17 protein-coding genes are annotated in these 21,105 nt (G+C 71.7%); 9 read left to right on the forward strand and 8 right to left on the reverse strand.

Translation table 11 applies throughout. From position 1 onward, the window contains the following. Positions 1 to 73 precede the first annotated feature (73 nt). From CR470_RS17795 to CR470_RS17805, 3 genes are all read right to left on the reverse strand, one after another. Positions 74 to 2,482 (reverse strand): endonuclease/exonuclease/phosphatase family protein, encoded by a 2,409-nt coding sequence (locus CR470_RS17795; RefSeq protein WP_097868581.1) that lies wholly within the window; start codon positions 2,480 to 2,482, stop codon positions 74 to 76. A gap of 199 nt (positions 2,483 to 2,681) precedes the next feature. Continuing rightward, on the reverse strand, positions 2,682 to 3,761 hold the full coding sequence (locus CR470_RS17800; protein ID WP_097868582.1) for a glycoside hydrolase family 5 protein: 1,080 nt from the start codon (positions 3,759 to 3,761) through the stop codon (positions 2,682 to 2,684). Between the two features lie 205 nt (positions 3,762 to 3,966). Next, on the reverse strand, positions 3,967 to 4,362 hold the full coding sequence (locus CR470_RS17805; protein ID WP_097868583.1) for a VOC family protein: 396 nt from the start codon (positions 4,360 to 4,362) through the stop codon (positions 3,967 to 3,969). A gap of 128 nt (positions 4,363 to 4,490) precedes the next feature. On the opposite strand from CR470_RS17805, the gene CR470_RS17810 reads away from it, so the two are divergent. The 6 genes from CR470_RS17810 to CR470_RS17835 all read left to right on the forward strand — a co-directional run bounded on the left by CR470_RS17810 (position 4,491) and on the right by CR470_RS17835 (position 10,916). After that, entirely contained in the window at positions 4,491 to 5,990 is a 1,500-nt protein-coding gene (locus tag CR470_RS17810; protein ID WP_097868584.1) for an MFS transporter, read from the forward strand. Then, the gene (locus CR470_RS17815; RefSeq protein ID WP_097868585.1) at positions 5,987 to 6,991 is read left to right on the forward strand and encodes a glutathione S-transferase family protein; all 1,005 of its coding nucleotides are present in this window, start codon (positions 5,987 to 5,989) and stop codon (positions 6,989 to 6,991) included. Before CR470_RS17810 ends, CR470_RS17815 begins: the two co-directional genes overlap by 4 nt. Positions 6,992 to 7,073: 82 nt before the next feature. Continuing rightward, complete coding sequence (locus tag CR470_RS17820; protein ID WP_097868586.1) at positions 7,074 to 8,228, forward strand: right-handed parallel beta-helix repeat-containing protein; 1,155 nt, start codon at positions 7,074 to 7,076, stop codon at positions 8,226 to 8,228. A gap of 106 nt (positions 8,229 to 8,334) precedes the next feature. Then, positions 8,335 to 8,859, forward strand: coding sequence for a SigE family RNA polymerase sigma factor (locus CR470_RS17825; RefSeq protein ID WP_097868587.1), 525 nt, complete (start codon positions 8,335 to 8,337; stop codon positions 8,857 to 8,859). Further along, entirely contained in the window at positions 8,856 to 9,593 is a 738-nt protein-coding gene (locus CR470_RS17830; protein WP_097868588.1) for a hypothetical protein, read from the forward strand. The genes CR470_RS17825 and CR470_RS17830 overlap by 4 nt, the downstream gene beginning before the upstream one ends. Before the next feature lie 186 nt (positions 9,594 to 9,779). Further along, positions 9,780 to 10,916: a winged helix DNA-binding domain-containing protein gene (locus CR470_RS17835; protein ID WP_097868589.1), complete on the forward strand. Its 1,137-nt coding sequence runs from the start codon at positions 9,780 to 9,782 to the stop codon at positions 10,914 to 10,916. Positions 10,917 to 10,998: 82 nt separating this feature from the next. On the opposite strand, the gene CR470_RS17840 is transcribed toward CR470_RS17835, so the two are convergent. Further along, positions 10,999 to 11,841, reverse strand: coding sequence for a response regulator transcription factor (locus CR470_RS17840; protein ID WP_097868590.1), 843 nt, complete (start codon positions 11,839 to 11,841; stop codon positions 10,999 to 11,001). A gap of 129 nt (positions 11,842 to 11,970) precedes the next feature. Between CR470_RS17840 and CR470_RS17845 the strand changes: the two genes are divergently transcribed. Both CR470_RS17845 and CR470_RS17850 read left to right on the forward strand, forming a co-directional pair. After that, complete coding sequence (locus tag CR470_RS17845) at positions 11,971 to 13,647, forward strand: AMP-binding protein (RefSeq protein ID WP_097868591.1); 1,677 nt, start codon at positions 11,971 to 11,973, stop codon at positions 13,645 to 13,647. Next, positions 13,644 to 15,251 (forward strand): AMP-binding protein, encoded by a 1,608-nt coding sequence (locus tag CR470_RS17850; RefSeq protein ID WP_097868592.1) that lies wholly within the window; start codon positions 13,644 to 13,646, stop codon positions 15,249 to 15,251. Before CR470_RS17845 ends, CR470_RS17850 begins: the two co-directional genes overlap by 4 nt. A 30-nt stretch (positions 15,252 to 15,281) precedes the next feature. On the opposite strand, the gene CR470_RS17855 is transcribed toward CR470_RS17850, so the two are convergent. The 3 genes from CR470_RS17855 to CR470_RS17865 form a co-directional block, all read right to left on the reverse strand. Continuing rightward, positions 15,282 to 15,479 (reverse strand): hypothetical protein, encoded by a 198-nt coding sequence (locus CR470_RS17855; RefSeq protein ID WP_097868602.1) that lies wholly within the window; start codon positions 15,477 to 15,479, stop codon positions 15,282 to 15,284. Positions 15,480 to 15,488: 9 nt separating this feature from the next. Next, complete coding sequence (locus tag CR470_RS17860) at positions 15,489 to 16,118, reverse strand: GNAT family N-acetyltransferase (protein WP_097868593.1); 630 nt, start codon at positions 16,116 to 16,118, stop codon at positions 15,489 to 15,491. 131 nt (positions 16,119 to 16,249) lie between these two features. Then, a complete protein-coding gene (locus CR470_RS17865; protein WP_097868594.1) occupies positions 16,250 to 16,960 on the reverse strand; it encodes a hypothetical protein in 711 nt (236 codons plus the stop codon). 261 nt (positions 16,961 to 17,221) lie between these two features. On the opposite strand from CR470_RS17865, the gene gcl reads away from it, so the two are divergent. Further along, positions 17,222 to 19,006, forward strand: coding sequence for a glyoxylate carboligase (gene gcl, locus CR470_RS17870; RefSeq protein ID WP_097868595.1), 1,785 nt, complete (start codon positions 17,222 to 17,224; stop codon positions 19,004 to 19,006). Between the two features lie 601 nt (positions 19,007 to 19,607). Here the strand turns inward: gcl and CR470_RS17875 are convergent. After that, on the reverse strand, positions 19,608 to 21,065 hold the full coding sequence (locus tag CR470_RS17875; protein WP_097868596.1) for a catalase: 1,458 nt from the start codon (positions 21,063 to 21,065) through the stop codon (positions 19,608 to 19,610). Between the last annotated feature and the right edge of the window lie 40 nt (positions 21,066 to 21,105).

A 21,105-nucleotide genomic window follows, 5' to 3' on the forward strand; every position in this document is an offset into this window, starting at 1 on the left:
GGGCGGACCTGAGCGGGGCCCGGGCGGGGCGGACCCGACTCGGTCCGCCCCGCCGGGTGGGTGCCTCGGTCCCTCAGTGCCCGAAGCCGCCGACCTTGATCCGCACCACCTGCGGGTCGTGGTCGCTCGCCTGGTCGGCGAACTCGGCGTTGATGTGCACCACGTCGTAGTCGGGGCGCCGGATGCCGGGGCTCGTCAGGATGTGGTCCAGCGTCTGCGAGTTGCCGTCGAAGACATAGCTGTACCGCTCCGACGAGGGGAGCGTCGTGATCAGCGGCTTGAGCACCCTGTCCTTGGTCAGCGTCTTCATCGTCGGGGAGAACTCGAAGTCGTTGATGTCCCCGAGCGTGATGACCCGCGCGGACCTGTCCGCCTTCAGCAGTGAGGCGACGAAGGTGTTGACCTCGGCGGCCTGCTGGATCCGCTGGGTCTCCGAGGAACGCGTCGGTTCCTGGTAGCGGCCGTGCAGCGGCTGGTCGCCGCCCTTGGACGCGAAGTGGTTGCCGATGACGAAGACGGGCCTGCCCCGGAAGACGAACTCGCCCACCAGCGGCTTGCGGCTGTTCTCCCACGCCGGGCTCGCCGGGTTGATCCGGCCCGGGGAGGCGGAGAGCTCGACGCCCTTCCAGGTGTCGACGGCGCGCACCGGCGTGGTGGCGTCGCCGCCCGCACGGCCGGTGAAGGACACCCGCTCAGGGTTGTAGAGGAAGACGTTGCGGATGTTGCCGCCGGGCTGACCGCCGTCCTTGTTGTTCTCGGGGGCGATGTAGCGCCAGGCGTAGCGCGGCCCGCCCTTCGCGACGATCGCGTCGGCGAACCGCTTCAGCGTCGCCTCGGAACCCGTCGTGCCGTCGTTCACCGCACCGTTGTCGTCCTGGATCTCCTCCAGCGAGAGGATGTCGGGGGAGGACAGGTTGACCGCGACGCCCTCGGCCAGGGTGTCGAACTTGGTCTGGTCGTCGCCCGCGTCGAGGTTCTCCACGTTGTACGTGGCGACCGCCAGTTCGTTCTTCTTCTGCTTGCGGGTCACCTCGCGCCGCAGCCCGTTGTCGATCAGCGTGCCGAGCTCGGTGGCCTGCACGTTGTAGCCGCCGTAGCTCGCGTAGTCGAGCACGCCGGTGGTGCGGCCCTTCAGCACGTCCCCGACGTTCGCCGTCGGCACCGGCCGCGCCGGGTCCAGCGACATCACCTTGAGGCGGCCCGTGTTCTGGTCCTCGTACGAGGCGTAGAGCGTGCCGCCGCGCCGGGTCGGGTTCTCCCCCGGCTTCACGGTCACCCAGATCTCGTCGTACGCGGTCGTCGCCCCGGTCACCCGGGTGTCGGCGATCTCGACCCGGGAGCCCTCCAGAGCCTCGTACAGGTCCAGGGCGTACCGGGAGGGGTCCAGGGGCAGCGCGTCGGTCGCCCCGCCGTCCGCCGAGGGCACGTAACGACCGGGCACCGAACGGGCGTCGAGGACGACCGGGGCGGGCAGCGCGTTGCCGGAGGACAGGACGGTGGTGCGGGGCGCGGTGATCTGGGTGAGGGACTGGGTGCCGGTGCCTGGGGAGTACTCGGCGACCTTGCCGCTGACCAGGACCGCGTCGCCGACCTTCACGGCCGGTGCGGTGGAGCCGGTGTAGACGAACAGGCCCTCGCCGGTGCGCGGGTCGCCGTCGGGGGCGGTGTCCTGGATCCAGAAGCCCCGCGAACCACCGGCCCGCACGCCGGTGACGACGCCCGGGACACCGGTCACCGCCTTGCCGCCGAGCGGGGAGACCCGGGTGGTGCCCTGGATGTCGTGGATCCGTACGTCGCCGGGCTCGGTGGGGCCGGGCTCCTCGGGTTCCTGTCCGCCGCCGGACGTCTCGCCCTTGGCGTTGACCGGGGTCGGGGCGCCCGCGGAGAGGTCGGCGGCGTTGTCGTCGGTGTCGGCGAGCGAGGCGGCCCGCGCGACGGACGCGGTGGCCGACGCGCCGGGGACCGGGCCGCCGCCCTCCCGGACGACCGCGGAGCCGTAGCCGACCAGGTCGACGATCCGGGTGTCCGCCGCACAGTCCGCCGCCGACTTGCAGGTGAGCGGGGCCGTCCCGGAGACCAGGGCGACGGTGCCGCTCCCCGCCGCCATGGCGACCGTGCCGGTGGTGTCGGCGGTGGGCAGGGCGACGGTTCCGCCGGTGCCCGCGGCCTGGGCGACCAGGTAGCGGCCGCCGGGCGCGATCGACCCGGACAGCGCGGAGACCTGCCACCGCGAGCCCGCCGACGGGCTGCCCGGGAGGTACTGGACGCTGAGGCCGCCGACCTCGAAGGACGCGGAGCCGGCGTTGGCCAGCTCGACGAAGTCCCGGGTCAGCGTCGCGCCGGAGTTGCCCCCGCCGCCGTACACCTCGGAGATGACGGCGGTGGCGGACGGGGCCGCCTGGGCGGCGGGCAGGGCGGTCACCGCGAGAGCGGCGGCGACGGCGCCGGTCAGCAGAACGGAACCGGATCTGTGTATCTGCACGGGAGGTGCCCCCAACTGAGTAGTAGGGGCAAAAACTATGCGCGTAGAACGGGCATGACAAGGCGTTGGAGGTTAATTCCGGGCGTATCCCGGGTGAGCACCACGGACCGGCGCCCGGTGCGGTCCGGGGGAGGACCGCACCGGGCGGGTCATGAGGGCGTCCGTCCCGTCCGATCGGCGGCGGCCGGGACGGTGGGGGTCACTGGCGGATGCGGTCGCGGATCCAGACCCCGGCCTCCTTCAGGACCCCGGTTCCCGTCCAGGTGCTCCCGTCGCAGGTGCCGGTCTTGAAGACGGCGCCGGAACGGTGGTCGTCGGAGTAGTTCCAGTTGGTCCAGGAGATCTTCTTGCGCTTCATGAGGTCGAGGTAGCGCTGCGACATGGTGAAGTCGTTGGCGCCCTCGCCCGAGTAGTTCTGCGTGCCGAACTCCGTGACGAACACGGGCAGTTTGTTCGATGCGCGGTCGAGCGCGCTCAGGTACTCCTCGCGGTGCGAGGCCGCGTAGAAGTGGAAGGTGTACATGATGTTGGAGGCGCGGACGGGGTTGTTCACGACCTCCGACTCGTTGGAGCCCTCGGACACCCCGAACGAGGACCAGGCGCGCGTCCCGACCAGCACCACCGCGTCGGGGTCCTGGGCCCGGATCACCGGGATGATCTGCTCGGCGTACGACTTGATGCCCGACCAGCTCACTCCCGAGGGCTCGTTGGCGATCTCGTAGAGCACACCCGGGTGGTTCTTGTACTTCTTCGCCATCGCGGTGAAGAAGGTCTTCGCCCGCGACAGGTTCGCGTTCGGGTCGCCCGGGGAGAGCATGTGCCAGTCGATGACCGCGTACATGCCGCGTGCGTGCGCCGCGTCGATGAACTTCTGCGCACGGGCGGTGAATCCGGCCGGGTCGGTCTCGTACCCGCCCTCCTGTACGTAGGTGGAGACGCGCAGCACGTCGGCGCGCCAGTCCTGGGCCAGGGCGTTGAGTGATCCGTCCGTGACGCACTGGGCGTACCACTGGGTGCCGTGCGTGCTCATCCCGTTGAGGGCGACCGCCTGGCCGGAGTCGTTGCAGAGCTGACGGCCGCAGACGGAGAGCTGACCGTTGGCGGCGAGCGGGGTGGCGGCGGTGGGGGAGACGGGGGCCGGTGCGGCTCCCGCCCGGACGGGAGCCATCAGTGCGGTGACGACACCGAGCGCGGACGCGGCGAGCAGGGCCTTGCGTGCCATTCTGCGGCGGCCTGTCGTGGGGGCGGAGTCGGTGGGGGGAGTGGTGCGCTGGTGCATGGTGGTGCTCCCTTCGGAGGGGGGTGGGAGACGCCATGTCGGCAGAACTGAAAGTAAAGCTTCCTTCCAATTGCCGTCAACAGCGACGAGAAACTTTCCTGCCTATGAACACGCGTGGCGGAAGGGCCTGTTGGGGCCCTCCCGCCACGCTCCCGCCCTTGTGCACCGGTATGTCGGTGGGTGCCGCCCGGCCCTCCCGGGTCGCTCAGCCCCGCGGCAGCGGGTAGACCGCCAGCGAGAACGAGTGGCCCGCCGGGTCCCCGTACACCCTCACGTCCCGGGGGCCGCTGTTGCTGTCGCCGGTGTCGACGGGCCGGGCCCCCAGTCCGATCGCCTCCCGCTCGGCCTCGTCGATGTTCTCGGGGCCGACCAGGATCCGCAGATGCGCCTGCTGCGAGTCCTCCGGGCGCGGCCAGCTCGGCGGGGCGTAGCCGTGGTCGCGGCGGATCGCCAGCCGGACGCCGTCGTTGCCGACGATCTCGACGAAATCGGGGTCGGAACCGATCCGTATCTCCGCGTCGAGCAGACCGGCGTAGAACTCGGCCAGCTCCCTGGGTTCGGCGCAGTCAAGGACGAGGACGCTCGTTTTCTCCACAGTCATGCGGGAACGAGTACCCCCGCCGGGCGCGGACACGCCGCACCGGGTCCGTCCCGGAATCCGGAAGCCGGGCCCCCGGTGCGGACGCGTCCCGGATGAGGAAACACCCCACGCGACCTAAGGTGCGAACCATGGCTCAGAGCGCGGCGCATCCCGGGCCGGCCGGGCGCGACGCCGCCCCCGGCGGCCCCGACCCCCGGCGTTGGCAGGCACTGGCCGTCTGCCTGGTGGCGGGCTTCATGACCCTGCTGGACGTCTCCATCGTCAACGTGGCCCTCCCCTCGATCCGGGAGGGACTGAACACCCCCGAGTCCGACCTCCAGTGGGTACTCTCCGGCTACGCCCTCGCCTTCGGGCTCTTCCTCATCCCCGCCGGACGCCTGGGCGACGCGCGGGGCCGCCGGGCGGTCTTCATGGCGGGACTCGCCCTCTTCACCCTGGCCTCCGCCGCCTGCGGGGCCGCCCAGTCCAGCCTGTGGCTGGTGATCGCCCGACTGGCTCAGGGCATCGCGGGCGGTCTGATCTCCCCGCAGATCTCCGCCCTGATCCAGCAGATGTTCTCCGGGCGCGAGCGCGGCCGGGCCTTCGGCATGTTCGGCACCGTCGTCGGCATCTCCACGGCCGTGGGCCCGCTGCTCGGCGGCGTGCTCATCCAGGCCGCCGGACCGGACCACGGCTGGCGCTGGGTCTTCTACGTCAACCTCCCGCTCGGCGCCGTCTGCCTCCTGCTCGCCCACCGGCTGCTCCCGGACACCCCGTCCGCCGGGCGGGTGAGGCCACGCGACCTGGACCCGGTGGGCGTCGCCCTGCTCGGGGCCGGGGTGCTGGCGCTGCTGCTGCCGTTCGTCCAGGCCCAGCAGTGGCCCGGCAACGGCAAGTGGCTGCTGCTCGTCCTGGCCGGGGCCCTGCTCGCCGCGTTCGTGGCCTGGGAGTCGCGGTGCACGGGCGGATCCACCCACCCGGTCCTGGAACTGTCGCTCTTCCGGCTGCGTTCCTACTGGCTGGGCTGCCTGCTGATCCTGCTCTACTTCGCCGGGTTCACCTCGATCTTCTTCGTGACGACCCTCTACCTCCAGTCCGGCCAGGGCTACTCCGCCCTCCAGGCCGGACTCGCCATCACCCCCTTCGCCCTCGGCTCCGGCGTCGCCGCGTCCATCGGCGGCCGGCTCGTCGGCCGCTTCGGCCGCCCCCTCGTGGTGGCGGGTCTGGCCATGGTCGCGCTGGGCCTCGCCGGCACCGCCCTCGCCGTCCACCTGGTCCCCGGCACCGACGCGGGCTGGGCGATGGCCGCCCCGCTGCTCCTCGCCGGCCTGGGCAGCGGCCTGGTCATCGCCCCCAACCAGACCCTGACCCTCGCGGAGGTACCGGTGAACCGGGCCGGAAGCGCCGGGGGCACCCTCCAGACCGGCCAGCGGGTCGGCTCCGCGATCGGAATCGCCGCCGTCGGCGCGGTCTTCTTCGCCCAGGTCGGCCCGGACGGCTGGGCCGACGCCTACGACCACGGGCTCGTCGTGTCCGTCGCCTTCGTGCTGGCCGCGCTGATCGTGGCGCTGGCCGACGTCGGAGCCGACCGGCGGGGCAGACGACGTACAGCACGCAGACCGAGCGACGCATCGAGGAGCGCGGTATGAACGACACGACAGCGGACAGCGCCGGGAGCGACGGCAACACCTCCTACGGCCACAAGCCGTTCAAGCGGTCCAAGAGCCACTTCGCCGACCGGATCACCGCCGACGGCCGCGACGGCTGGCCCGTGGAGCCGGGCCGCTACCGGCTCGTCGTCAGCCGCGCCTGTCCCTGGGCGAGCCGCGCCCTGGTCTCCCGGCGGCTCCTCGGCCTGGAGGACGCCCTCCCGCTCGCCGTCGCCGACCCGATCCAGGACGACCGCAGCTGGCGCTTCACCCTCGACCCCGGCGGCAAGGACCCGGTGCTCGGCATCCGCTACCTCAGCGAGGCCTACGACGCCCGGGAGGACGGCTATCCCGGCGGTGTCAGCGTGCCCGCGATCGTGGACGTACCGAGCGGGAAGCTGGTCACCAACGACTACCAGCGGATCACGCTCGACCTCGCCACCGAATGGACCGCGCTGCACCGGCCCGGCGCCCCCGACCTCTACCCCGCACCGCTGCGCGACGAGATCGACGAGGTCATGGAGGGCATCTACCGGGATGTCAACAACGGCGTGTACCGCGCGGGGTTCGCCAGTTCCCAGGAGGAGTACGAGGAGGCGTACACCGCCCTCTTCGCCCGCCTCGACCAGGTCTCCGACCGCCTCACCGACCGCCGTTACCTGGTCGGCGACACCATCACCGAGGCCGACATCCGCCTCTTCACCACCCTGGTCCGCTTCGACGCCGTCTACCACGGTCACTTCAAGTGCAACCGTACGAAGCTGACCGAGGACCCCGTCCTGTGGGCGTACGCCCGCGACCTCTACCGGACGCCCGGTTTCGGCGACACGGTCGACTTCGACCACATCAAGCGGCACTACTACCAGGTCCACACCGGCATCAACCCCACCGGCATCGTCCCCGCCGGCCCCGACCTCTCCGGCTGGACCACCCCGCACCACCGCGAACAGCTCGGCGGCCGCCCCTTCGGCGACGGCACGCCCCCGGCGGCAACCTTCTGAGCCCCGGCGGCGACAAGGAGTCGTCCGGCCGCACAGGACCGGACGACTCCCGACCGCCGACCGAGCGAAGGAACCACCTCACGTGAGCACCAGCAGAGGACGACACCGCAGGACGCGTACGCTCCAGGCCGCCGTGGCCGTCGCCGTGACCGCCGGCCTCGCCGGCGTCTGGCTGACCACCACTCCGGACGACGCGAGCGCCGCGACGACGGTCGTCGTCTCCACCACCCCGGAGCTGGAGAAGGCGTTCGCGCAGGCCGGCCCCGGCACCACCATCCAACTGCGCGGCGGCACGTACCGCCCGGCCAAGAGCCTCAAGAGCCAGGCGGACGGCACCGCGCGGAGCCGGATCACCGTCACCGCGTACCGGGCGGAGAAGGCCGTCGTCGACGGCTCCGCGCTGCCCGAGGGCGACTGGCTGGTCGCGATAGGCGGCGACCACTGGACGCTGTCCGGACTGACGTTCCGCAACTCCCGCGCGCACGGCGTCGTCGTCACGTCGTCCGTCGGCGGAATCTTCCGCAACCTCACCACGCACGGCAACGGCGACTCCGGCTTCACGCTGCGTGGCGAGGGCACGACGGACAACCTCGTCGAGAACCTCGACTCGTACGACAACTACGACGCGAAGAACCACGGCCAGAACGCCGACGGCCTCGCGATCAAGTTCGGCTCGGGCACCGGAAACCGCATCGTCGGCGCACGGCTCTACAACAACGCCGACGACGGCGTGGACCTGTGGCAGTGGGCGAGCCCCCTCCGCATCGAGCGGAGCTGGGCGTACGGGAACGGCGTGAACCGCTGGAAGGACCCGGCCTTCGAGGGCAACGGCAACGGCTTCAAGCTCGGCGGCGGCGGCGCGAGCGCCGCGCACGTCCTCACCGACAACGCCGCCTGGGACAACGAGAAGCACGGCTTCACGGACAACAGCAACCCGGGAGCCCTACGCCTGCACCGCAACACCGCCTACGCCAACGACGCCGCCGGCTTCTACATCGCCTCCTCGCCCTCCCGCCTCTCCCGCAACTACGCTCTGGACAACACCTCCGGCGCGGCGAAGCTCGGCAAACGCGTGGTGTCGTCCGCCAACACCTGGGACGCGAACGGGGCACCGGTCGCGGGCCGGGTCAGCACCGATCCGGCCACGGCGTACGGGCCCCGGCGCGCGGACGGTTCGCTGCCGAGAACGGACTTCCTGGCGACCGGCACACCGGACATCGGCGCCCAGATGTCGTAACCGTCGCACGACGGGGTCCCGGGGCCGGTGGCCGGCCGCCCCGGGACCGGCACATAGGATCCGGCGTTCAGTCCGTATCGGCGCGCACGACGGAGGGGTTCTTGGCATGGCCGACGACGCATCGGCGCAGTTCCACGAGTTCTTCGACCGCCATTACGCCGAACTGTCCCGCCTGGCCTTCCTCCTCACGGGCGAGGCGGACGCGGCCGACGACCTGGCCGCCGACGCGTTCGTCGCGCTCTGGGACCGCTGGGACCGGGTGTCCGCTGCCGAGCATCCGGTGGCGTACGCCCGCGGCGTCGTCTCCAACCTGGCGCGCAGCCGCGTCCGCGGCGCCGTGCGCGAGCGCCGGCGCATCGCGCTGTTCTGGTCCCGGCGCGCCGAACGGACGGACGGCCCCGACGTGGCGGCGGTGCTGGACGTGCGGCAGGCGCTGCGAAGGCTGCCCTTCCGCAAGCGTGCGTGCGTCGTGCTGCGGCACGCGCTCGACCTGTCGGAGAAGGACACCGCTCTGGCGCTCGGCATCTCCGTCGGCACGGTGAAGAGCCAGACCTCCAAGGGCATGGCGGAACTCGAACGTCTCCTGGGCGCCCCGACCGGCCTCGAAACCGTGGGAAGTGGACGACGATGAGCGACCTGCGCAGGCAGTTGGAAGAAGCCGCCCGGTCACATCGGCCCGACCGGGCGCGCATGCTGGCCCGGGTCGAGCGGGCGCGCGACATCGCGGCGACCGGTGCGGAGCCCCGGAACACGCGTGCCCGCCGCGACCGTCCGGCCTGGCCGCGCGTGACTCTCGCGGCGGTCGCCGCCGCCGCGGTGTGCGCGATCGGCGGAGCCGCCGTCACCTCACTCGTACCGGAGGACGCGACCGGCCCGCGGGAGGTGTCCACCGGAGCGCTGCCGGAAACCCCCGCGGCCACTCCTCCTACGACCGACGACCGCCGGCCGCCGCTGCCGGGACAGAGCCGCACCACGGACGGTCCGTTGTGGGCGGACGGTTCCGTCGCCCCCGACGACAACGTCCACTGGGCCCAGAGCAATGTCACGCTCAAGACCCAGGAGCCCCTGACCGCGCTCACCGTGGAACTGTTCGTGGCCCGGACGGACCGGTTGCGGAGCACGGGACGGTGGGAGACACGGCCCACGGCGGACTTCGACCTGTCCGTGCACGAACGCGACGGCATGCTCGTCTACCGCTGGACGCTCAGATCCGGACGGACGGTGCCGGCCGGGACGCACGTCTTCGCCGGACAGTACGACCACGCCTCCGGCGGCCGTGACGCCGGCGCGGACGTGTACCGGGCCACCGCGACAGCGGCGAGCGGCACGTACGAGGTCCACGGCGACTTCGCGCGCACCACGTGAGCCGCTCCTGTGCGTGTCGGGGCGGAGACGGGGTACGAGCGTGCCTCTGGTCGGCGCGTACGGGTCATGCGCCTCGCTGTCGGGCACCCGCATCGTCGCCGCCCGGCGCACGGGTCCGGTGGGCGTAACGCGCCCGCCACCGCTTGCGGACCGTGGCTGTCCGCAAGCCCCGGTAGCGTGCGGACCATGGCAGCGAAGACGCACCGCACCGCCGCACACCCCACCGTCCTCTCCACCCGCGCACTGAACCGGGCGACCCTGGACCGCCAGCTCCTGCTGCGCCGGTCGGCGATGTCCGCGAAGGACGCGGTCGCCCATCTCCTCGGGCTCCAGGCCCAGAACACCAAGCCGCCGTACTTCCAGCTGTACGCCCGGCTCGCGGACTTCGACCCCGCGGAGCTGTCCGCCCTGATGGAGTCCCGCGAGGTGGTCCGGATCGTCACCCTGCGCTCCACCCTCCACTCCCACACGGCGGACGACGCACTCACCCTGCGCCCCCTCGTGCAGGCGGCGCGCGAGCGGGAACTGAAGAACTTCCGGCGCGGACTGGAGGGCGTGGACCTGGACCGGCTCGCGGCGGTGGCCGAGGAGTTGGTCGTGGAGCGTCCCCGCCCGGTCGGGGAACTGCGGGAGGAACTCCTCGCGCACTGGCCGGACGCCGACCCCCGCGCGCTCACCGCCGCCGCCCGCTGCCTGCTGCCCCTGGTCCAGGTCACCCCGCGTGGACTGTGGGGACGCAGCGGACAGGTCGCCCTGACCACCGTGGAGCACTGGCTGGGAAGGCCCGCCGAACCCGCCCCCGCACCCGACGCCACCGTGCTGCGCTACCTCGGCGCGTTCGGCCCCGCCTCGGTGATGGACTTCCAGTCGTGGGCGGGGCTCACCCGCACGAAGGAGGTCTTCGAACGGCTCAGGCCCCGGCTGCTCACCTTCCGGGACGAGAAGGGCGTCGAGCTCTTCGACCTCCCGGACGCCCCGCGCCCCGACCCCGGCACCCCGGCCCCGCCGCGCTTCCTGCCCGAGTTCGACAATCTCCTCCTCGGTCACGCCGACCGCACCCGCGTGATCGCCCCGGTGAACAAGGGGCGCAACGGGGTGGGCAACCAGGCGTACGGGTCCGTGCTGATCGACGGGTTCTTCGACGCGGTCTGGCGCGTGGAACGGGAGGGCGGCACCGCGATCCTGACCGTCCAGCCGCTCCGGAGCCTGGCCCGCGACGAGCGTGCTGAGATCACCGAGGAGGCGGCGCGGATGCTGACCGTGATGACGGACGCGACGGACCACCACATCCGGTTCGGCACGTTCCTGGACTACGGGGACTGAGGGCCTCTCGTCCGGATCATGCCCGGCTCGCGGGGTCCGGTCCGATCCGGACGAGAGGCCCTGGCCCCCCGAGGCCCGCAGGTCAGGGCAGCAGCCCCGCCCGGCGGGCCGCCACCACGGCCTCCAGCCTCGTGTGCGCCCCCAACTTCCGCATCGCGGACCGCAGATACCCCTTCACCGTCTCCGGCCGCAGCCCCAGCCGCTCGGCCGCCGCCGCGTTCGTGGCGCCCGCCGCCACACACGCCACCACGTCCACCTCGCGCGGCGCGAGGCGGACCTCCCGGGCGGCGGGCGCCTTGGCCCCCGCCGCCGAGGCCAGCCGCCCGCAGACGTCCAGGAGTTCGTCGCGCAGGGCCGGGTCGAGGACCCTCGGGACCAGCGCGCGCAGTTCGCGGTGGGCCTCGCGCACGTCCTCCCAGGCACCGGGCGCCGCGTCCGGATCGGTCACCTGCTCCCGGCCGGCGGCCAGCAACCGCCGTACCTCGTCCCGTACCGCGAGCGACTGCTCCACGTCACGGGCCGCCGCCACCACCGCGTCGAACGTCCGGTCGCCCAGCGTGACCGGCGTACGCAGCGCCCCGTACAGCACACCCCGCACCGCACGCCGTACGACGACGGGAACCGCGACGACCGAGCGCAGCCCCTCCGCCGCCACCGCCGCGTCGTACTCATGGCTGATGTGGCGGGACGAGGCGTAGTCCGTCACCGCACAGGGCCGGGACAGCGCGATGGCCTTGCCGCCCAGGCCGCTCCCGGCGGAGATGACAAGGCCCCGCAGCGCACTGGTGTGCGCCCCGTTCAGCTCGGCGATCCGCGCATGGCGCGCGTCGGACAGCAGGCCGCCGAAGACCACGGGAAGCCCGCTCGTGCGGCGCAGCCTCAACAGCGCTGTCTGCATCTCGACCGCATCGACCGGTTCCGGCACTCCGACGCCCTTCCGCCCGGCCCGTGCCGTCCCCCGGGCGGGGGAGCGGACCACCCCCGTCCGGGGGTGGTGAGACCTGGGTCACTGTTTACATGATGTTAGGCGACCGGTCCGTATCGAGGAGGGCACATGTCGGCAACCAGCGCTACCGAGACGTTCCGGGCCGCCCGGGACTTCCTGCTGGAGCATCGCGAGGACTACGAGCGGGCCTACGCGGGCTTCCGCTGGCCCCGGGCCGAGCACTTCAACTGGGCCCTGGACTGGTTCGACGTCATCGCCGAGAACAACGACCGCACCGCCCTGCACATCGTGGAGGAGGACGGCCGGCGCACCGAGGTGTCCTTCGCGGCGATGTCCGAACGCTCCGACCGCGCCGCCAACTGGCTGAAGGAACAGGGCGTACGGGAGGGCGACCGCCTCCTCGTCATGCTCGGCAACCAGGTCGAGCTGTGGGAGACCGCCCTCGCCGCGATGAAGCTGCGCGCCGTCGTCATCCCCGCCACCCCGCTCCTCGGCCCCGCCGACCTGCGCGACCGGGTGGAGCGCGGCCGGGTGCGCCATGTGCTGGTGCGCGACGCGGACACCACGAAGTTCGACGAGGTCCCCGGGGACTACACCCGGATCGCGGTGGGTGAGGAGGTGGCGGGCTGGCTGCCGTACGCGGGTGTGGCCGAGGCGTCCGCCGCGTTCACACCCGGCCGGGAGACGGACGCGGACGAGCCGCTGATGCTCTACTTCACCTCCGGCACCACCGCCAGCCCCAAGCTGGTCGAGCACACCCATGTGTCGTACCCCGTGGGCCACCTGTCGACGATGTACTGGATCGGGCTCAGGCCGGGCGACGTCCACCTGAACATCTCCTCGCCCGGCTGGGCCAAGCACGCCTGGTCCAACCTCTTCGCCCCGTGGACCGCCGAGGCCACCGTCTTCATCTTCAACTACACCCGCTTCGACGCGGGCCGGCTGATGGCCGAGATGGACCGCTCGGGCATCACGAGCTTCTGCGCCCCGCCCACCGTCTGGCGCATGCTCATCCAGGCCGACCTGAGCCAGTTGAAGGTCCCGCCGCGCGAGGTCGTCGCGGCCGGTGAGCCGCTGAACCCGGAGGTCATCGAGACGGTCCGGCGGGAGTGGGGCGTGACCATCCGGGACGGGTTCGGCCAGACGGAGACCGCCGTCCAGGTCGCCAACACCCCCGGCCAGCTCCTCAAGACCGGCTCCATGGGCCGCCCGAGCCCCGGCTTCACCGTCGAACTGCTCGATCCGGTCACCGGCCGGCCCGGGGCGGCCGAGGGTGAGATCTCCCTCGATCTGGCCGACCGCCCCGTCGGCCTGATGACCGGCTACCACGGCGACCCCGACCGCACCGCCGAGGCGATGGCGGGCGGCTACTACCGCACCGGGGACATCGGCGCACGCGACGCGGACGGCTACATCACCTATGTGGGCCGCGCCGACGACGTGTTCAAGGCATCCGACTACAAGATCTCGCCGTTCGAGCTGGAGAGCGCCCTGCTGGAGCACGAGGCGGTCGCCGAGGCCGCCGTCGTGCCCGCCCCCGATCCGTTGCGCCTCGCCGTCCCGAAGGCGTACGTCGTGCTCGCGGAGGGCTGGGAGCCGGGGCCGGACACCGCGAAAGTCCTCTTCGAGCACTCCCGGGCGGTCCTCGCCCCGTACAAACGCATCCGCAGGCTGGAGTTCGCGGACCTGCCCAAGACCGTGTCGGGCAAGATCCGCCGCATCGAGCTGCGTGAACGCACCGCCCTGGGCTCCGGCGCCGAGTTCGACGAGGGGGACCTCACGTGAGCAGCCTGTCCTACGCGCACGGCGTCGGCGACACCGCGCTGCTCGGCGACACCATCGGCCGCAACCTCGACCGGACCGTCGCGGCGCACGGCGACCGCGAGGCCCTGGTCGACATGGCCTCGGGCCGACGCTGGACGTACACCGAATTCGCCGCGGACGTCGACGCGTTGGCGCGCGCCCTGATGGCCTCGGGGGTGGCCAAGGGCGACCGGGTCGGTATCTGGGCGGTCAACTGCCCCGAGTGGGTGCTCGTCCAGTACGCCACCGCCCGGATCGGGGCCGTCATGGTCACCATCAACCCCGCCTACCGCGCCCATGAGGTGGAGTTCGTCCTCAAGCAGGCCGGCATCTCGCTGCTCGTCGCCTCCCTCTCCCACCGCTCCAGCGACTACCGCGCCCTCGTCGAGCAGGTCCGCGCCGACTGCCCCGGCCTGCGCGCCGTCCACTACATCGGCGACCCGTCCTGGGACGAGCTGACCGCCGCAGCGCCCGCCGTCACCCGGGAGCAACTGGCCGCCCGCGAGGCGGAACTGTCCTGCGACGACCCGATCAACATCCAGTACACCTCGGGCACCACGGGCTTCCCCAAAGGGGCGACGCTCTCCCACCACAACATCCTCAACAACGGGTATTTCGTCGGGGAGACGATCGCGTACACCCAGGAGGACCGGATCTGTCTGCCGGTGCCCTTCTACCACTGCTTCGGCATGGTGATGGGCAACCTCGCCGGCACCTCGCACGGCGCCTGCATCGTGATTCCGGGCCCGTCCTTCGAGCCCGCCGCCGTGCTGGCCGCCGTTCAGCAGGAGCGCTGCACCTCGCTGTACGGCGTTCCCACCATGTTCATCGCCGAGCTGGATCTGCCGGAGTTCGCCGCGTACGACCTCTCCTCGCTGCGCACCGGGATCATGGCCGGCTCCCCCTGCCCGGCCGAGGTGATGAAGCGGGTCGTCGCCGAGATGCACATGGCCGAGGTGTCCATCTGCTACGGGATGACGGAGACGTCCCCGGTCTCCACCCAGACCCGCCGCGACGACGACCTGGATCGCCGCACCGGCACGGTGGGCCGCGCGCTGCCGCACATCGAGGTCAAGGTCGTCGACCCGGTCACCGGCGTCACACTGCCGCGCGGCAGCGCCGGCGAGCTGCGCACCCGCGGCTACAGCGTGATGCTCGGCTACTGGGACCAGCCCGATCGCACCGCCGAAGTCGTCGACGCCGGGCGGTGGATGCGCACGGGGGACCTCGCGGTGATGCGCGAGGACGGATACGTCCAGGTCGTCGGCCGGATCAAGGACATGATCATCCGGGGCGGCGAGAACGTGTACCCACGGGAGATCGAGGAGTTCCTGTACGGCCATCCGAAGGTCGCCGACGTCCAGGTGGTCGGGGTGCCGGACGAGCGCTACGGGGAGGAGATCCTGGCCTGCGTCATCCCCCGGAACCCCGCCGACCCGCCCACCCTGGAGGAGATCGCCGCGTACTGCCGGGAGCGGCTCGCGCACTACAAGATCCCGCGCAGGCTGCGGATCCTGGAGACCTTCCCGATGACGGTGAGCGGGAAGGTCCGCAAGATCGAACTGCGCGAGGCGTACGCGGACTGAGCGGGAGGGGCGGGGGCGGGCGGGGGTGGGTCAGGCGGCTTCGATGATGTCGGGGTCGCCCCGGGTCGCCGCCGCCCACTCGATGAGCAGCACCTCGTACGTAGCCGCCTCCACGTCGGACCAGTCCTGTCCGGAGGCGTCGACGAGGGCGCGGATGGCCTCGTTGGCCTGCTCGGCGGCGGGCGCGGGGCGGTCTGCGGGGAAGGAGCTGTCCGGGAGTAAAGCCATGCGCACAGCTTACGGGCTGCCACTGACAGCCACGGCTTCCGAAGCGTCCTGGGGCGCCGAAGCTTCCGGGACGCGCGGAACCTTCGTGGCCCCCGGAGCACCCGACGGCTGAACGGCGGACGTCAGTTCGCGCCGCATGCAGACCCGGGGCCAGCGGTCGAGGCCGTGCTGGGCCTCCTCGGCCCGGATCGCGCGCAGCCCTTCGGTGAGTTCGCGCTCGGTCAGGATCCGGAAGCCGATACGGGCGTAGTACGGGGCGTTCCACGGCACCTCGGTGAAGGTGGTCAGGGTGAGTGCCGCCATGCCCCGGGGCACGGCCAGATCGGCGAGGTGGGCGATCAGGCCCCGGCCGATGCCCCGGCGGGCGGCGGCGGGGTCGACCGAGACCTGCTCGATGTGCAGGGCGTCGTCGACGGGGTCGGCGAGCACATAGCCGAGCGGCCGGTCACCGGTGGCGGAGAGGGGGTCGGACGCCACCCAGCAGCGGCCTGCCAGCCGGTAGCTCTCCAGCAGGTCGAGCGGGGGCGGATCGTCGTCGGCCACGAAGGCCATGCCCAGGGCCCGGAACGGTTCCCCTGCGGCGCGCTCGATGTCCTGGAGAAGCGGGAGATCCGAGCGTCTGGCGGAGCGGATACGCATGTACTCAGTGTGCCGCGCCGGGCGTCGGACCGGTACGCGGTGGCCGGATCAGGATGTCCGGCCGAAGGCCCCCGGGGGACGCGCTGCCCGGAGCCCGCACCTTCCGGAGTCGCCCCCGTCTTCGGCACTGTTCAGGCGCCCGTGCTCACCAGCTCGTCCGCAGGGCTGTTCACCGGCTGCGGGGTCCCGGTGAGATCCATGACGAAGAGCGGGAGTCCGATGCCGTCCGCCCGGGCCCGGGCTTCGGCCGCGTATCCCGCGAGGGAGAAGAACACCCCGGTCGCCGATGCGCCCAGCGCGTTGAGCCAGAGGGTCTCGACCGCGCGCGGCGACGTCGGCCGTGTGGTGGAGTCGACCCGCGCGATCAGCCCGTCGGCCCGCAGGTCGATCCCGGCGGCCGGGCCCGCCCCGGGCCGGCCGACATCGCGGAAGCCCAGCCAGGTCAGATAGAGGCCGGCCGCGCTCACCGCGTCGTGGCCCGTGCGGATCGTCATCGGCCGGAAGGCCGGGCGCGGTTGCGCGGCGGTCCGCGGCAGTGGGATGTGGGCGGGGGAGAGGGGCGCGGCCGGGGCCGGAGGGGCGGCCACCGGGCGCACCGGTATCCGCAGGACGGCCCCGCACGGGCAGCACAGCTCGGGCTGGGGCCACTGGTTCTCCCGGGCGCAGGACGTGCAACGGACGGTGACCCACGCGTCGTTCCAGCTGCGGTGGGTGACCACGGCCGCCGGGGCGTCCCGCAGCAGCGGTGGGGCGGTGGGCGTCCCGCACGGGCAGGGGTAGGCCGGTGTGCTGTAGGCGTGGCCCCGGCTGCAGACAGGGCACCGAACCGGCACGGACTCCACGATCTTCTCCCTCCGGCACGGACGGCGCGACCGACTGCGCTCCGTGCCTCCCTCGTCACACCATCGTCCACCAGGAGCGAGGCTCTGGGGAGGGGGTTGGCGGACTTCATGGGGGCGGGCGGCCGTCCGTGCCCTTGACGGGGCTCTCCCCACGTTTTAGATTGCTTCCGTATAGCAGAACTAAATTTCCGTAATGCGGAATTGGTGCTCTCAGGTGGCGCGACAGAGCCCGACTCCACCAATCCCGAGCAGGAGCACTCAATGCCTCGTATGACCGCTGCCCGAGCGGCAGTTGAGATCCTCAAGCGCGAAGGCGTCAGCAACGCGTTCGGCGTGCCGGGTGCGGCGATCAACCCCTTCTACGCGGCCCTCAAGGCCTCCGGTGGGGTGCAGCACACGCTGGCCCGGCACGTCGAGGGCGCCTCCCACATGGCCGAGGGCTACACCCGGGCCAAGGCCGGCAATATCGGCGTCTGCATCGGCACGTCGGGCCCGGCGGGCACCGACATGATCACCGGTCTGTACTCCGCCATCGCCGACTCCATCCCGATCCTGTGCATCACCGGCCAGGCTCCGACCGCCGTCCTGCACAAGGAGGACTTCCAGGCCGTCGACATCGCGTCGATCGCCAAGCCGGTCACCAAGGCGGCGACGACCGTCCTGGAGGCCGCGCAGGTTCCCGGCGTCTTCCAGCAGGCATTCCACCTGATGCGCACCGGCCGGCCGGGCCCGGTCCTCATCGACCTGCCGATCGACGTCCAGCTCACCGAGATCGAGTTCGACCCCGAGCTGTACGAGCCCCTCCCGGTGCACAAGCCCGCGGCCTCCCGCAAGCAGATCGAGCGAGCGATCCAGATGCTGAACGCGTCGGAGCGCCCGGTGCTCGTCGCGGGCGGCGGCATCATCAACGCCGACGCCTCCGAACTCCTGGTGGAGTTCGCCGAGCTGACCGGCGTCCCGGTCGTCCCGACCCTGATGGGCTGGGGCATCCTCCCCGACGACCACGAGCTGAACGCCGGCATGGTGGGCCTCCAGACCTCGCACCGCTACGGCAACGCGAACTTCCTGGAGTCCGACTTCGTCCTCGGCATCGGCAACCGCTGGGCCAACCGCCACACCGGCAAGCTGGACGTCTACACGCAGGGCCGCACCTTCGTCCACGTGGACATCGAGCCCACCCAGCTCGGCAAGATCTTCGCCCCGGACCTCGGCATCGCCTCCGACGCCAAGGCCGCGCTGGAGCTCTTCGTCGAGGTGGCGCGCGGGCTGAAGGCCGCGGGCGAGCTGAAGGACCGCTCGGCCTGGGCCGCGTCCACGCAGGAGCGCAAGGCGACCCTGCAGCGCCGGACCCACTTCGACAACGTGCCGCTCAAGCCGCAGCGCGTGTACGAGGAGATGAACCGGGCGTTCGGCCCCGAGACCCGATACGTCACGACGATCGGGCTCTCCCAGATCGCCGGCGCGCAGATGCTGCACGTCTACAAGCCGCGCCACTGGATCAACTGCGGCCAGGCGGGCCCCCTCGGCTGGACGATCCCGGCCGCGCTGGGCGTCGCCACCGCGGACCCGGAGGGCACGGTCGTCGCGCTCTCCGGCGACTACGACTTCCAGTTCATGCTGGAGGAGCTGGCCGTCGGCGCGCAGCACCGCATCCCGTACGTCCACGTCCTGGTGAACAACTCCTACCTGGGGCTCATCCGCCAGGCGCAGCGCAACTTCGACATCGACTTCCAGGTGAACCTGGAGTTCGAGAACCTCAACTCCCCGGAGCTGGGCGTCTACGGCGTGGACCACGTCAAGGTCGTCGAGGGGCTCGGCTGCAAGGCGATCCGGGTCACCGAGCCGGACCAGCTGCTGCCGGCCTTCGAGGAGGCGAAGAAGCTCGCCGCGGAGTTCCGGGTGCCGGTGGTCGTCGAGGCGATTCTGGAGCGGGTCACGAACATCGCGATGAGCGGCAGTGACATCGCGTCGGTCAACGAGTTCGAGGACATCGCCACGGACCCGTCCCACGCGCCCACCGCGATCCGACCCCTTACGGTGTCCTGACCCACGCGCCGCAGACACAGGCCCCCGCCCCGGATTCCTTTCCGGGGCGGGGGCCTGTGTCGCTGCGCGCGGGCCGCACCGTTCCAGCCCGTCCGGCGTTTGAGGACGGAAGCCTCGCGCAGGAGGGGCCGAACTGCGCAGGCAGGAGGCAGGGGGCGTCCCTCACGCAGGGAACGATCTGCTCCGGAGCCACGGTTCCGTCCTCGATCGCGGGACGGGCTGGAAGGTGCGGGCCCGCTCGGGCGACGGGTTCCGTCCTCAAGCGCCGGACGGGCCGGGAGGTGCGGGGCCGGAACCGTGCCCGCCCACGCGAAAGGGCGCGGAGTACGGGACCGTATCCGTACTCCGCGCCCTCGTTCAGGGAGCGACAGAGGTGTCGCCGGGTGACAGGGACCGCGGCGGCGGCGATCGGCCCGGGGGAGGGCGTCTCCTTCAGGTCAGGAGACGGTCCCCGGGTCCTTCACCACCGCACTGGCATCGCTCGACCGCCGCGGCCTCGTCGTCCTGCCCGTGCCGCGCGGCACCCCTCATCCGGGTGCGCGGTACGGGCAGGGTCCAGGGAGAGGCTCAGGTCCTCTCGTTCGGACCCGAACGCGAGGACCTAGTCCTCGCGCAGGGCGCGGACGGCCTTCTCGACGCGCTTGCCGTAGTCGGCGTCGGCGGCGTGGAAGTGGGCGAGGTTCTTCTCGATCACGTCGTCGCGGGTGACCTGCGAGAGGCCTCCGGCGATGTTCGCGACCAGGCGGCCCTTCTCGTCCTCCGACATGAGCCGGAAGAGTTCGCCCGCCTGGAAGAAGTCGTCGTCCTTGGCGTGGGCGGGCGCCTCGTGCGTGCCCGTCCAGCCGTGGACCGCCAGCGGGGCGGCGAGCGCCGCGTCGGTCTGGGCCGGACCGGCGTACGAGTTGGGCTCGTAGTTCTTGTCGTGGCGCGAGCCGTTGCGGGTGGCGTGGACGCCGTCGCGGCCGTAGTTGTCGACGACGGCGGTCCTCGGGGCGTTCACCGGAAGCTGGGTGTGGTTGACGCCCAGGCGGTAGCGGTGCGCGTCCGCGTAGGCGAACAGCCGGCCCTGGAGCATCTTGTCCGGGGACGGGCCGATGCCGGGTACGAAGTTGTTCGGGGAGAACGCGGCCTGCTCGACCTCGGCGAAGACGTTGTCCGGGTTGCGGTCCAGGACCAGGCGGCCGACCCGCTGGAGCGGGTAGTCGCTGTGCGGCCACACCTTGGTGAGGTCGAACGGGTTGAACCGGTAGTCGGCGGCGTCGGCGGCCGGCATCACCTGGACGTGCAGGGTCCAGGAGGGGTTGACGCCGCGCTCGATGGCCTGGAGCAGGTCCGTCTGGTGCGAGTTGGCGTCCTTGCCGACGAGCTCGGCGGCCTGGTCGGCGGAGAGGGACCGCACGCCCTGGTTCGTCTTGAAGTGGTACTTGACGAAGAAGGCCTCGCCCGCGGCGTTCGTCCACTGGTAGGTGTGCGAGCCGTAGCCGTTCATGTGACGGTACGAGGCGGGGATACCGCGGTCGCCCATCAGCCAGGTGATCTGGTGCGTCGCCTCGGGGGCGTGGGCCCAGAAGTCCCAGACGTTGTCCGGCTCCTGCTTGCCCGTGAACGGGTCGCGTTTCTGCGAGTGGATGAAGTCGGGGAACTTGATCGGGTCCTTGATGAAGAACACCGGGGTGTTGTTCCCGACCAGGTCGTAATTGCCCTCGTCCGTATAGAACTTGAGGGCGAAGCCGCGCGGGTCGCGGACCGCGTCCGCCCCACCGAGCGAGTCGGCGACGGTCGAGAAGCGGATGAACGTCTCGGTGCGCCTGCCCACCTCGGAGAGGAAGTCGGCGCGGGTGAAGCCCGTGACGTCGTCGGTGACCTCGAAGTAGCCGTACGCGCCGGAACCGCGGGCGTGCACCACGCGCTCCGGGATGCGCTCACGGTTGAAGCGGGCGAGCTTCTCCAGGAGGTGCTGGTCCTGGAGGAGGATCGGTCCACCGACACCGGCGGTGGCGGAGTTCTGGTTGTCGGCGACCGGGGCGCCTGACTCGGTCGTGAGCACACGCTTAGCCATGTGGCGGGATGACCTTTCGTACGAGCTGCTGACGGCTTGA

The sequence above is a fragment of the Streptomyces sp. rh34 genome (genome assembly GCF_002551245.1).
Lineage (GTDB): Bacteria > Actinomycetota > Actinomycetes > Streptomycetales > Streptomycetaceae > Streptomyces.